The organism is Actinoplanes sp. NPDC051851 (assembly GCF_040681165.1).
Taxonomy (GTDB): Bacteria; Actinomycetota; Actinomycetes; order Mycobacteriales; family Micromonosporaceae; genus Actinoplanes.
Genome location: NZ_JBFAYF010000044.1, coordinates 39122 through 51825, shown reverse-complemented (window position 1 = coordinate 51825; position 12704 = coordinate 39122). Strand labels below are relative to the sequence as shown.

At 70.8% G+C, this 12704-nt stretch carries 10 protein-coding genes; 3 read left to right on the top strand and 7 right to left on the bottom strand.

Annotated elements, in window-relative coordinates:
* Positions 1–33 precede the first annotated feature (33 nt).
* The gene (locus AB0M08_RS33125; protein WP_364501946.1) at positions 34–2502 is read left to right on the top strand and encodes an ATP-binding protein; all 2469 of its coding nucleotides are present in this window, start codon (positions 34–36) and stop codon (positions 2500–2502) included.
* Between the two features lie 68 nt (positions 2503–2570).
* Here the strand turns inward: AB0M08_RS33125 and AB0M08_RS33120 are convergent, their stop codons facing one another.
* The 3 genes from AB0M08_RS33120 to AB0M08_RS33110 form a co-directional block, all read right to left on the bottom strand.
* Positions 2571–3764, bottom strand: coding sequence for a glycoside hydrolase family 27 protein (locus AB0M08_RS33120; RefSeq protein WP_364501942.1), 1194 nt, complete (start codon positions 3762–3764; stop codon positions 2571–2573).
* Positions 3765–3928: 164 nt separating this feature from the next.
* Positions 3929–5170 (bottom strand): ATP-binding protein, encoded by a 1242-nt coding sequence (locus AB0M08_RS33115; protein ID WP_364501940.1) that lies wholly within the window; start codon positions 5168–5170, stop codon positions 3929–3931.
* Positions 5171–5282: 112 nt separating this feature from the next.
* On the bottom strand, positions 5283–5852 hold the full coding sequence (locus tag AB0M08_RS33110) for a CGNR zinc finger domain-containing protein (protein ID WP_364501937.1): 570 nt from the start codon (positions 5850–5852) through the stop codon (positions 5283–5285).
* 70 nt (positions 5853–5922) lie between these two features.
* Here AB0M08_RS33110 and AB0M08_RS33105 point away from each other — a divergent pair, with 70 nt between their 5' ends.
* Together AB0M08_RS33105 and AB0M08_RS33100 are read left to right on the top strand one after the other, a co-directional pair.
* The gene (locus AB0M08_RS33105) at positions 5923–6882 is read left to right on the top strand and encodes a DMT family transporter (protein ID WP_364501934.1); all 960 of its coding nucleotides are present in this window, start codon (positions 5923–5925) and stop codon (positions 6880–6882) included.
* Positions 6879–7367, top strand: coding sequence for a GNAT family N-acetyltransferase (locus AB0M08_RS33100; protein ID WP_364501931.1), 489 nt, complete (start codon positions 6879–6881; stop codon positions 7365–7367). Before AB0M08_RS33105 ends, AB0M08_RS33100 begins: the two co-directional genes overlap by 4 nt.
* Before the next feature lie 422 nt (positions 7368–7789).
* Here AB0M08_RS33100 and AB0M08_RS33095 read toward each other — a convergent pair whose 3' ends face one another.
* The 4 genes from AB0M08_RS33095 to AB0M08_RS33080 all read right to left on the bottom strand — a co-directional run bounded on the left by AB0M08_RS33095 (position 7790) and on the right by AB0M08_RS33080 (position 12685).
* On the bottom strand, positions 7790–8608 hold the full coding sequence (locus tag AB0M08_RS33095; RefSeq protein WP_364501929.1) for a hypothetical protein: 819 nt from the start codon (positions 8606–8608) through the stop codon (positions 7790–7792).
* A 185-nt stretch (positions 8609–8793) separates the two neighbouring features.
* Entirely contained in the window at positions 8794–9849 is a 1056-nt protein-coding gene (locus tag AB0M08_RS33090) for an endonuclease/exonuclease/phosphatase family protein (protein ID WP_364501926.1), read from the bottom strand.
* Between the two features lie 37 nt (positions 9850–9886).
* A complete protein-coding gene (locus tag AB0M08_RS33085) occupies positions 9887–10570 on the bottom strand; it encodes a TetR/AcrR family transcriptional regulator (protein ID WP_364501924.1) in 684 nt (227 codons plus the stop codon).
* Positions 10571–11308: 738 nt separating this feature from the next.
* Positions 11309–12685: an MFS transporter gene (locus tag AB0M08_RS33080; RefSeq protein ID WP_364501923.1), complete on the bottom strand. Its 1377-nt coding sequence runs from the start codon at positions 12683–12685 to the stop codon at positions 11309–11311.
* Positions 12686–12704 lie beyond the last annotated feature (19 nt).

The following is a 12704-nucleotide window of genomic DNA, read 5'->3' as shown; positions in this document are numbered from 1 at the left end:
CACTCCCTCCCTCGGCTACTTAGGGTAGTTCTCATGGCGGACCGCGGTGACCGGATCTCCCGCTGGACCGTGGGCCGGATGCTCGCCGCCGGGTTCCTGCTCGCGCTTCTCGCGCTCGCGGTGGTCGGCACCGGCGCGTACGTGCGGATCGGTGACCTGAAGCGGAGCCAGGAGCCGCTGCGGCACTCGCACATGCGGCTCGGGATGCTCGGCGGGCTGAACGACGCCGTGCACGACCTGGACCACTCCCCGGCCGGCTCGCCCGGGTACCGGGACGCCGTCGCCCAGGTCGGCCTGCGCGTCGACGGGCTGCGGCGCGAGGTCGCCGGCGACGCCGTCCAGGAACGCCATCTGGATCAGCTGGGGGTGCTGCTCGACGACCCCGGCCGGATCGACATGGACCCGGTGCTGGACCTGGTCGGCGCGATGCACCGGCACGAGGAGTCCCGGCTGGCCGCGCAGATCGACGCCACCGACTCCAGCGCCGCCTTCACCCAGCGCCTGATCCTCGGGGTCTCGGTGGTCACCGCCGCGCTGGTGCTGCTCGCCGCCCGCTGGATCACCCACCGGATCACCGCGCCGGCCCGGCAGGTGACCGCGGCCGCCCAGCGCGTCCTCGAGGGCGACCTCACCCAGCGCGCCGAGGTCACCGGGCCGCAGGAACTGGCGCAGATGGCACGCGCGGTGAACGCCTCCACCAGCGCGATGGTCTCCGCCCACGACGAGGCGCTCGCGGCGACCGCGGCCAAGTCGGCCTTCCTCGCCACCATGAGCCACGAGATCCGTACGCCGATGAACGCGGTGATCGGGATGACCGGACTGCTCCTCGGCACCGACCTGGACGACCGGCAGCGGGAGCTGGTCGAGACGGTGCACGCCAGCGGCGGCTCGCTACTCGTGATCATCAACGACGTGCTGGACTTCTCCAAGATCGAGGCGGGCGAGCTGAGCCTGGAGGAGCGGCCGTTCGCGCTGCGCTCGTGCGTACAGCAGGCGATGAACCTGGTCGCGCTGACCGCCGACGCCAAGGGCCTGCACCTCTCCAGCCATCTGGCGGCGGACTGCCCGGAGGTGGTCGCCGGTGACGAGGGCCGGATCCGCCAGATCCTGGTCAACCTGCTCGGCAATGCGGTCAAGTTCACCGAGCACGGGGCGGTCACCGTCCACGTCTCCACCGCGCCGCCCTTCTCCCCCGCGTCCTCCCCTCTACCCGACGACCGGGACACCGTGCGGATCGCCGTACGGGACACCGGCATCGGCATCCCCGCCGATCACCTGGACCGGCTCTTCCTCCCGTTCAGCCAGGTCGACGCCTCCACCGCCCGGACGTACCAGGGCACCGGCCTCGGCCTCGTCATCACCCAGCGCCTGGCCGAGGCGATGGGCGGCGGGATCGTGGTCGACAGCCAGCCCGGACAGGGCTCCACCTTCACGGTCACCCTGCGCCTGCGCCCCGGTGTCCTGGACGAGCCGGCACCCGCGCTGCCCGTGGTACCGGCCGGCCGCTCCCTGCACGTCCTGGTCGCCGAGGACAACCCGGTCAACCAGCGGGTCGCGCAACTCCTGCTGGAACGCCGCGGCCACCAGGTCGAGATCGTCGCGGACGGCGCGGCGGCGGTCGAGGCGGTCCACCGGGCCCGGTACGACCTGGTGCTGATGGACGTCCAGATGCCGGTGCTGGACGGACTCGCGGCGACGGAGCGCCTCCGGTCCGCGCCACCGCCGCACGGTGCGCCGCGGATCGTCGCGCTCACCGCGAACGCCATGGTCGACGATCAGGCGGCCGCCCAGCGCGCGGGGATGGACGGCTTCCTGGCCAAGCCGATCCACGAGGCCGATCTGGACACGGTGCTGGCCGCGGCCGCCGCCCACGCCGACGTCCGGCTGGCCACCGCTCCCCCGCGCCTGGCCCCGCTGCACACGATGACCACGACGCTGGAGCCGCCCGCGGTCCTCCGCCCCGCCGCACCCGCCGGTATCGCGGCCTCGCTCGGACGGCATCCCGCGTCCCCCACTCCTACTCCCGCCCCTTCCCCCTCCCCTGCCCGGGACCGGCCCGTCGACGCGGCGGCCGCCCGGATCGGGGCCGGGACCTGGGCGGAGTCGGAGAACGGCGACTGGGTGGAGATCGGCGTCGGATTCGCCGAGTCCGACAACATCCGCGCCTGCGTCGGCAGCATCGCCGGTTCGGTTCCCGGGAACCGGCGGCAGCTCGCGCAGATCCTGCACAACTTCGCCGACCGCCTGCCGGCCGTCCTCGACCGGATGGACCGGGCCGCCGCCACCGGCGACACCCGCAACCTGGCCCGGCTCGCCCACGGTCTGAAGGGCTCGTCGGCGACGCTGGGCGCCAACCAGTTCGCCGCGATCTGCGCCGACCTGGAGGAACGCGCCCACCACCACCCCGCCGACTCGACGGACCTCCTGCGCCACCTGCACGACCACGCCCGCGAGGTCGCCACGGTGATGGTCACCCTCTCCGGCGAGCTCGCCCACACATAGCCCGGCCGGCCTCGCCGCGACCGGGCCCGCCTGACGGCCCGGACGGCCGTACCCGGGAAGGGTTTTCACTAGGTGGGGCCTTTCAAGGGGGTTATCCGGAAGACGGCGGTGCCGTGCGGGGGGACGGTGGCCTCGAGGGTGGGGGTGGCCGGGGACTCGGCGGCGGTGGTGAGGTCGCGGATGCGGTAGCCGGGGGCAGCGGCGAGGCCGGTCGCGGTGAGGCGGACGCCCATCGAGGCCGCCGTGTCGGTGGGGTTGTAGAAGGCGATGGCGTGATCGCCGTCGGAGAGCGGCTTGTCGAGGACGAGACGGCCACCGGTGTCGGAGAGGACCGTGGCCTGGAGGCCGAGGCGGTCCTGGTCGATGGCGATCAGGCCGGGATCGGTCAGCAGGGCCAGCGTGCTGGGGGTGAGGGCGCGCAGGTCGGCGCCGGCGATCAGCGGGGCGGCCATCATGGCCCACATGATCATGTGAGTGCGGTATTCCGTATCGGTCATGCCGCCGTTGCCGACCTCGAGCATGTCGGGGTCGTTGAACGCGCCGGGCCCGGCGTAGCGGGACAGCGGGGCGTTCTGCGCGATGATCGAACGGAGGCTGTCCCAGGTGTCGGCGATGTCGCCGGTGGTACGCCAGAGCTGGCCCACCCCGGAGGCCCACGTCCACGGCTGGGACTGGCCCCACTCGCAGAGCGACAGCACGATCGGGCGGCCGGAGAGGCGCAGCGCCGAGCTCATCGCGGTGTAGCGGCGCACGAAGTCGGCACGGGAGCCGTCCGAGGAGTTGTGGCAGTTGTCGTACTTCAGGTAGTCGACGCCCCAGGACGCCCAGGTGTCGGCGTCGACCTGCTCGTGGCCGAGGCTGCCCGGGTACCCGGCACAGGTCAGCGTCCCGGCGTCGCCGTAGATGCCGAGCTTCAGCCCACGGCGGTGCAGGTAGTCGGCGAGCGGCTTGATACCGTCCGGGAACTTGGCCGGGTCGGCGACCAGGCGGCCGTCGCGTCGCTCCGGAAGCGACCAGCAGTCGTCGATGTTCACATACTCGTACCCGGCGGCGACCATCCCGTTCGCAACCATGGCGTCGGCGGTCTCCCGGATGAGCCGGTCGTCGACGTCACACCCGAACGCGTTCCAGTCGTTGTACCCCATCGGCGGCGTCGCGACCACGGCCTCCACCGGCGTGACGGCGAGGCGCGCGGCGATCTGCAACGGCAGCGTGGCGAGAGCGGCGACCGCCGCCACTACCGCGACCGTCTTGCGGAGCATGGTCACATCCTCCAGCCGGGGGCGGGAGTGTCCCAAGGTAACCGCGCTTCCTGTGACCACCCCGACTCAGACTCGCCGAAGCTTCAGAAGCTCCTCAGCCCTCGCACACGATCGCGATGGTCCCGGCCTCGGTGGCAGCGCCGGGGCAGCGTGACAGCCGTCGGCTATTGCGCGCCGTTGTCCGAGGGCTCCTCGATGAGCTCGGTGATCAGAGAGCGATCGAAGAATGGAACCGCCCCGTAGCGGCCTTGGAGATAACGGCCCTCGACATCGTCCACGCCGTCACGGACACGGCCGTACTCGGTAAGTGGATACGTCTTGGTGGCGCCGATCCCCGGTGACTTCTCGGTCAGCCAGATCTGGTCGCGCCGTAGGCGGTGCTCCACGTGGCGCCCGAGTAGGTTGACGTCGTGGCCGGTGAAAATCAACTGTGCGCCGTGCGGGTTGGTCTCCCGGTCCTGAAAGAGCCCGACGAGCTGAGCGGTCAGCAGCGGATGCAGGTCACCGCCGAGATCATCGATCGTCAGCACTGCGCCCTCACGGAGGCAGAAGACCGCCGTACGAGCGAGGCGGAACCACATCTGAGTACCAGACGACTCCCATGCCCAGGGAAGTGACACACCTCCGCTCTCTGTTCGGGCCTCGTGGATCAATTCCACAGTGGGAGGTGGCTTGCGAACGGGCTCATCGTCAGGAGTGCCCTGGTCGTTGAGCGGTCGACGAGTCCGGAACCGCCCGGATCGGCCGAGGCTGAGAGCGATCTCCTCCGCTGACCGTTCCACCATCGTGGAACCGATCACACCGGTATCCGCGTAGCGAAGCAGCTTGATGGTCTCTTCGTCCACGGATCCGTTTGGCTGGCCGACGATATGTGCCGAGGTCGTCCTCCTCCAGCGGCTGAACCATGTCGCAACGGAGCGCAGATGGGATTGGTTGTTGGCCGCCGCCGCAGAGAGGAACAAACTGTTCTCCCGGACCAGATCAGCGATGGCAGCCTTCTGACCGGTCAAGCTCGCACCGAAGCTGATGTTCATCCCGGTGCGCTCGAACAGCACCGACCTGCGCCCCTTCGGCCAGGAGAACAGCCACTCTTCGAGGATCGCCATGTCGTTCAGCGAAAATCCGTACTCATATCGCACCTGATGATGAATGAACTCGAAGACGAACTCGCTGGGGGCATCCCGGCTCTCGTCGTCCAGCCGGAACGGCCAGCGCGGAATCGGGTCCTCGGGCAGCCAATGCTGATGCGACTCGATCACAGCGTTGCGGCCGAACGACATCGCTTTGATCAGATTGGACTTGCCCGAGGCGTTGGGGCCGAAGATCCCGGCGACAGGCAGGACTCGATCCTTGCTGAGCGGAACCTCCGTGGTCGCCAGCTCGGGGTGGTCGTCGAGCGCGACCATGCTGAGCTCCTGCTCATCCCTGATCGACGCGTAGTTGGTGACCCGAAACCGGAGTAACACCTGAGCCTCCCTGCATCTCACGCCGAGGGTAGCAATTTAGACCCGGAATTCGTCAATTCTTGTTCATATCGCGCCCTAAAACCCGGCGGGAGCGGAAGGAGGCCATGTTGGTGCGGTTGCCGCAGCGGGTGCTGCAGAAGCGCTTCGAGCCGTTGCGGGAGAGGTCGGCCAGGATGGCGTCGCAGTGGTCGGCGGCGCAGACCCGCAGGCGGGTGGTGGCGTTCATCCGGATCACGTCGATCAGGGCCATCGCGGCCTCGACCCGCATGCGGATGCCGAGCGGGGCGTCCGGGCTGACCGCGTGGATGTGCCAGTCCAGGTCGTCGTGGCGGGCCAGGTACGGGACGGCCTGTGCCTCGCGGAGCATCCGGTTGACCACCTCCACCGCGTCGTCGCGCCCCAGGGACCAGAGCTCGCGCAGCAGGGTGCGGGTCTCGCGTACCCCGGAAAGCTCTTGATCGTCGAAGTCGAAACGGCCGGACCAGGCGTCGTGGCTGAGCAGCTCTCGCAGCTGGGCGACGGTGGCGAGCTCGTCGTCGCCGCTGCGGCTGGCCTCCGGCGCGGTGTTGACGAGCGTCACGACGAAGGCGAGCGCTCCCTCGGTGTCAGGGGCAAAGATCATGTTGACTCCTCACGGTGGGCCGCCTAGCGTCATGAGCGTAACCACGATAGCCCCTGACGAAGGAGACGCCATGAGGCTGGGACTGGCCGCGGCGGTGGTCTCGGCGGCGACCTTCGCGACCTCGGGCGCCTTCATCAAGCCGCTGCTGGAGACCGGCTGGTCACCGGCGGCGGCGGTCACCGCGCGGACGCTCACCGCCGGGCTCCTGCTGCTGCCGATCGTGCTGGTCGCGCTCCGCGGGCGGTGGCGCCTGCTCTGGGCGGCGCGTACCCGGGTCGCCGCGATGGGGCTCGTGGGGGTCGCGTTCACCCAGCTCACCTACTTCGCGGCGGTGCACCGGATCCCGGTCTCCACGGCGCTCCTGGTGGAGTACACCTCACCGCTGCTGCTGGTGCTCTGGGCCTGGGCCACCACCCGGCACCTCCCCCGGCCGGCCGTTCTGCTCGGGTCGCTGCTCGCGGTCGGCGGGCTGGTCCTGGTGATCGGGCCGGGCGCGCTGCAGGCGGTCGACCCGGTGGGCGTCGCGCTGGCGTTCGCGGCGGCGATCGGCTGCTCGGTGTACTACGTGGTCGCGGCGCGGGCACACGACGGTCTGCCGCCGGTCGCGCTGGCCGGGGTCGGGCTGCTGCTCGGCGGGCTGGTACTCGGTGCCGTCGGGGCCGCCGGGCTGATCCCGTTCACGGCGTCCACGGGTGACATCACGCTCTTCGGGTCGGCGGTGCCGTGGTGGGTGCCGCTGGGGATCGTGGCGGTCTTCGGGACGGCGATCGCGTACGCCACCGGGATCTTCGGGTCGGGGCGGATCGGGTCGCGGCTGGCCTCGTTCATGGGGTTGCTGGAGGTCGTGTTCGCATCGGTCTTCGCGTGGCTGGTCCTCGGCGAGAGCCTCACCGCGGTGCAGATGATCGGCGGCGCGCTGATCCTGGCCGGCATCGCGTCGATCCCGGCGGAGCAGCCGGTCCCGGCGACACCCGTTCTCACGATCCAGACCTCCTCCGGTACGGCGGACGACGCCGCGATGCTCCGGTGACCCCCGTCAGGATCGTCACCCGCCGGCACACCGACGTGGACCGGTGCGTGACGACGCTGCGCACCGTCCACGAGAGCGACGGCTACCCGGTCAACTGGCCGGCCGACCCGCACGCCTGGCTGATCCCGCCGGGCCTGCTGCACTCCTGGATCGCCACCGGCGCCGACGGGACGGTGGCCGGGCACGTCGCGCTGGTCGGCGACGCCGGGGGACGGCCGGTGGAGGTGTCCCGCCTCTTCGTCCATCCGGATCACCGCCGTGCGTCCGTCGCCACCGGCCTGCTCGGCGAGGTCCGTTCGTGGGCGGCGGAGCACGGCCGCGACCTGGTCCTGGAGGTGGTCGACGAGGGCCGGGCGGGCGCGATCGCGTTCTACGAGGCGACCGGGTGGCGCTTCACCCACGCCACCACCGCCGACTGGACCACGCCGGACGGACGGCCGGTACGGCTGCGCCACTACATACTCGCCGCCCGTCCGGGCCGGTAGGCGCCCTCGCCGGGTACCGGTGTCGGCTTCCCGACATGATCGCGGCGGGGGGATCCCCGGGGCCGGGGCGGCTTCTCCGCGGATCGGGCGGCCCTCCCGGGCCGAGCACAATGGGAGCCATTCTAGCAGCGGCCCTGAAACGGCGCCGACAATGCTCGCGGTCCATTCTCGACGGCGAGGGAATGCGGTGGACCGGCGTGCCGTTTCGTGCTGTACTTGAGACAAGCGTTCGAGATGGGTGGCCAGATGGAAAACAACTGATATCGCGGTTCCGGGTGTCGGGCTCCGGGTCTGTGGCGGTACGCCGCACCACCACAGACCCGGAATTGTTTACATCAGTCGTTGTCCATTGTATTTCCTCACCCGAGCGCTGGTCTCGTACCCTCCGGAGCAGCACACACGGGCGCCGATAAAAGCGCATGTCAACTGCTCCACCTCCACCGGAAACCATAACAGTGGTACCTTTTCGGCCGCGGAATATGCACGATGTAGTCCACCGTGCCGTCACGCCGGTTATTGACCCGTTTCACCTCGAGAGTCCCGACCACCGCCTTCTTGCCGGGTTTCGAGTTGGTGTTCCAGACCAGGCCCTCCACGTCGGGATCCTCGTCGTGGCTGAACCGCACGGTCACCGTCATGTCCTTCACCCGGTGCGTGCCGCCGCCCTCGCGGTAGAAGGGCAGCATCGCCGCCGCGGCGTCGTCGAAGGTCTGCCGCACGCCGACCTGCACCGCGTCGCCGCGACCCCGGGGCGCGCCGAGATAGATCCACCGCCGGTACCGCCCGTCGTCCTCGGCGACCCGGCCGTCGAAGAGCACCTGGTCCGGGAACATGGATTCCACTCGGGTCTCACCCTGGGAGCGGCCGGTCACGTACGAGCGGAGCTCGACCAGGCGCGTGTCGTTGCGCAGCGGGCGAACGGTCTGCACCCGCTCGTTGGTGTAGCTGTGGTGGCCGTCGACCGGCCGGACGATCAGCGTCCCGGAGAGGTGCTCGATCCGGTACTCGGCGGTCGGCAGCTTCTGCGCGGCGACCGAGAGCGTGCCGGAGACGACCACGGCGAGCCCGGCCGGCGCCAGGGCCACCATCGCCGCGATGCCGTCCGCCGAAAGATGGGAGACGAAATAGAAGACCGCGGTTCCCGCCACCGTCAGTGCGGTGCAGACCGTGGCCACCGCATTGAAGGTCGAGACGCCATTGCGCAGGATCTTGAAGAACGGCAGATCCAGAAACCTTTCCAAACCCACCCTCCCCATCGATGCTCTCGCGTTTCCGGGGCGCGTTCCACCGGATATCGCGGTCACCGTAGACGGGCGTCACCGTTGATCGCCAATACCGATCACCCGCTTCAGTGATCTGCTCGTTCTTTCCACCGACCCCGACCAAGCCGAATGGCACCCGAGCGCGTTCTTCCGGTCACACCGGGTCACCTTTCCCCCGACCCTCCCGGCATTCCGCAATACGCGTCAGGGCAGGGCAGGCGGATACGGGCCTCGACCGGGAGGTGGTCGCTGGGGTACTGGCGACCGCGGCGGTACGTGTTCATCAGCACCGCCACCGGGAGCACGCCGGGGGTGGCGAGGATCCAGTCGTCGCGCTCGCCGTCACGGACCAGCGGCTGATAGTTGTGGATGGACTGGTACTCCGGGCCGCGCGACGGCGCGGTGTCCCAGACGTCCTGGTAGCCGGGCTCGGTGACCAGGGTGCGGTAGACCTGGCTGCCGGTCTCGGCCGGGCTGTTGAAGTCGCCGGTCAGGATGATCGGCAGGTCGTCGAGGGCGGCCAGCCTGGACCGGATCAGGCGGGCGGCGTGCCGGCGGGCGTTCTCGCTGGTGTTGTCGAGGTGGGTGTTGACCGCGTAGAAGTGGCGGCCGGTCCGCAGGTCGGCGAAGAGCACCCAGGTGACCATGCGGGTGAAGTTGGTGCCCCAGCTGACCGAGGCGGGCACGCCCGGGGTGGTGGAGAGCCAGTAGTTCCCGGACTTCACCGGGCTCAGCCGGGTGGTGTCGAAGAAGATCGCCATGTGCTCACCGTCGTCGCCGCCGTCCCGGCCCAGGCCGATCCAGTCGTACTCCGGGCCCAGGTCGGACTCGATGTCGCGCAGCTGGTCGGGGAGGCCCTCCTGGGTGCCGATCAGGTCGGGGTGCTCGACGGTCAGCAGGGTGCGCATCACCGGGCGGCGCTGCTTCCACGAGTTGGGGGTGGCCCTGCTGGCGTACTTGAGGTTGAACGTCATGACGTCGAGGTCACCGGGGGCGGCCGGGCCGGCGAGCTGATCCAGAGCGGACGGCTTCACTCCGGAAGGTGACGGGCTCGGGGACGGGGAGGCCGACGGGGACGGGGCGACGGCGGCGACCGCGGGCGCGGCGGCGGGGCGGACGGCGGGGACCTCCTGCGTGCAGATCAGGGTGAACGCCACGACGGTCAGCAGCCGCGCCGCGCGGGCTCGGCCCGGACGGGGCCGCACGGCGGGAATCGGCACGGTCCGACGATAGCTCGCGGACAATCACGCTCAGCGATCAGTCGATGGCGCGATCGGCGGTGCTCGATGGGACGCCGTCCGCGGATCCTCCGCCCGCCGGCACTCCGCCCGCCGGCACTCCGCTCGGTGTGAAGATCCGGTCCAGGTGGTACGTCAGGATCTCCAGGGCCGCGGCGCCGTCGCGCTGGCCACCGAGCACACTGGAGCCGAGGCCGTTGACCAGGGCGAGCAGACCGGCCGCGGTGATCTCCGGGTGCAGGGTGGGGTCGGCCAGCCCGGCCTCCTGCGCGGCGCGCAGGTGTGTGGTGATCAGCCGCTCGATCCTGTCCGGATAGGTCGGCCCGTGCTTCTCGCCCAGCTCCGGCTCGCTGAACACCAGCGTGTAGAAGCCGGTGTACGCCCTGGTCAGCCGCAATCCCTCGGCGTCCGTCGGGAGGACCGCGGTCAGCGTGCCGACCACGATCGTGCGCGGGGTGGGGTCCCCGAGCGCCCGGATGAACTCCCGGACCCGGGCGGTGAGCTGCTCGGCGAGGTAGGCGAGGGAGGCCACCAGCAGCTCCTCCTTGCTGGTGAAGTAGTACTGCACCAGCCGTAGCGACACGCCCGCCTCGGCCGCCACCTCCCGCATGGTCGCCGACTGCAGACCCCGCTCGCTCGCGATCCGCAGCAGCGCCTCCCCGATGTGACGCCGCCGCTCCTCATGGTCCACACGTTTCGGCACACCACGATGATGCGCCCGGATCGAGACGGCGCCGCGCAGGGGGCGATACGGCGCCGCGCAGGGGGCGATACGGCGCCGCGCAGGGGGCGATACGGCGCCGCGCCCGGAACGGGGCGACGCCACCCGGACCGCCGCCGCCCACCCGGCGACGCCCAGCGAGCCCACCCGAACACTCGCCGTCCGCGGATCGCCGGCCCCGCCCGCCAGGATTCGTTCGTGGACCGGCCGGGCGGCGCCCCGTGGGTGGCGGGCTGGCGATCCGGGGTGCCTCGGCCCCGGTCGGCTGGCGATCCGGGGTGTCTCCGGCGCCCGAGAGACCCCTGAACACCAGCCGCGCCGGGAAAGCTGGCGCTCACGGGTCACTCCAGCCCGCCGACACACCCCAGAACGCCAGCCACCAAGATCAAACCCGTAGTTGATCATGAAATGTTGATCAAGTCCGGCCAGACGGGGCCCACCCCGACCGGGGGAAACCCCCATCCCTAACGGAACAGTGGCACAAAACAGCGATCTTGGCCCGGGGCCCTGTGGACAAACCCCGGCGGTGGATAACCCCCGACCCGGGCAACGACCGAGAACGCCCACCCCGCGATCCGGAATCGGCCAGCGGGGTCAACCGTGAGCACCAGCCGGGAGCGGGAGACGCGCTGTGGCCGGGAGTGGGCACTGCCTCGCGCGCCCCGCGAGGCAGTGCCTCCTGAGCGCGGCGAGGGCCCGGACGGCGTACTGGAAAAGCCTTCAACCCACCGGGACCGGGGCCGCAGCGGGCTCGCGGTGTCGCGCCAGAGCCAGCACCAGGAGGCCGGCGACCAGGGCGATCACCGCGGCGAGGCGGAGGGTGGCATTGAGGCCGGCGGCGAAGGCGCCGGTCTCGGCGTGGTGCTGGAAGACCGAGCCGAAGACGGCGACGCCGACCGCGAAGCCGAGCTGGCGGAACGTGTTGAGGGCGCCGCCGGCCATGCCGCTGCGCTCGCGCGGGACCTCGGCGAGTACCGCGGAGGAGAGCGACGGCAGGACGCAGCCGACGCCGAGACCGACGACGATCAGGCCGGGGATCAGCGCGCTGCCGGTGCTGGCGTCGTCGAGGCGGGCCTGGAGCAGGTCGCCGGCGGCGATCAGGAGCAGGCCGAGGCCGACCGACCAGCGGGGCTTGACCTTCTGCAGGGCGTGCCCGGCGAACGCGCCGACCAGCATCGACGCGGCGGCCATCGGGAGCGCGCCGAGCAGGCCGGCGTCGACCGGGCCGTTGCCGAGGATCTGCTGGAGCCAGACGGTGAGGTAGGGCAGGTAGCCGAACGCGGCGGCCTGGGTGAGGAACGCGGCGGCGATCAGCGTGCTGAACGGGACCCGGCGGAACAGGCTCAGGTCCAGCATCGGGTGGTCGGAGCGCAGTTCGGCGGCGAGGAACGCGAGGGCGGCGACGACCGCGACGGCGAACGCGGCCAGCGCACCGGCGTCGGTCCAGCCGGCGTCACCGGCGCGGATCAGGCCGTAGGTCAGCGAGCCGGCGGCGACGGTGAAGGTGAGCGTTCCGGGTACGTCGAACCGGCCGCCCGACGGCGCCTTGGACTCGGCCACGCCGGCGATCGTGAACCAGGCGGCCGCGATGCAGACCGGCAGGTTGACCAGGAAGATCCAGCGCCAGCCGAAGTGTTCGGTGAGCAGGCCGCCGGCGAGTGGGCCGGCCGCGGCGGCGACGCCGTTGACCACACCCCAGACGCCGAACGCGACGCCCCGGTCGTGACCGTGATAGGTCACGTTGAGCAGCGCGACCGTGGTGGCGAACATGGCGGCGCCGCCGACGCCCTGCAGCACCCGGAAGGCGATCAGGGCCTGCTCGTTCGGGGCGATCGCGCAGAGCAGCGAGGAGAGGGCGAAGATCAGGACGCCGATCAGGTAGACGCGGCGGCGGCCGAACCGGTCGGCGAGCGAGCCGGCGCCGAGCAGCAGGGCGGCGAGGGCGAGGGCGTACCCGTCGAGGACCCACTGCAGGTCGGCGTAGGTGGCGTGGAACTTCCCGGCGATGGCCGGGAGCGCGACGACGACGATGGTGACGTCGACCAGCAACAGGAAGGTGCCGAGGCAGACGGCGATCAGTGGTGACCATTTGCGCATGGGCTCACTCTGCGCTGTT

What these genes read in the sequence shown, in the direction of transcription:
- AB0M08_RS33125 (WP_364501946.1), top strand. Translation starts at nt 34, where the DNA reads ATGGCGGACCGCGGTGACCGGATCTCCCGCTGGACCGTGGGCCGGATG.
- AB0M08_RS33120 (WP_364501942.1), bottom strand. Translation starts at nt 3,764, where the DNA reads ATGCTCCGCAAGACGGTCGCGGTAGTGGCGGCGGTCGCCGCTCTCGCC.
- AB0M08_RS33115 (WP_364501940.1), bottom strand. Translation starts at nt 5,170, where the DNA reads ATGGTCGCGCTCGACGACCACCCCGAGCTGGCGACCACGGAGGTTCCG.
- AB0M08_RS33110 (WP_364501937.1), bottom strand. Translation starts at nt 5,852, where the DNA reads ATGATCTTTGCCCCTGACACCGAGGGAGCGCTCGCCTTCGTCGTGACG.
- AB0M08_RS33105 (WP_364501934.1), top strand. Translation starts at nt 5,923, where the DNA reads ATGAGGCTGGGACTGGCCGCGGCGGTGGTCTCGGCGGCGACCTTCGCG.
- AB0M08_RS33080 (WP_364501923.1), bottom strand. Translation starts at nt 12,685, where the DNA reads ATGCGCAAATGGTCACCACTGATCGCCGTCTGCCTCGGCACCTTCCTG.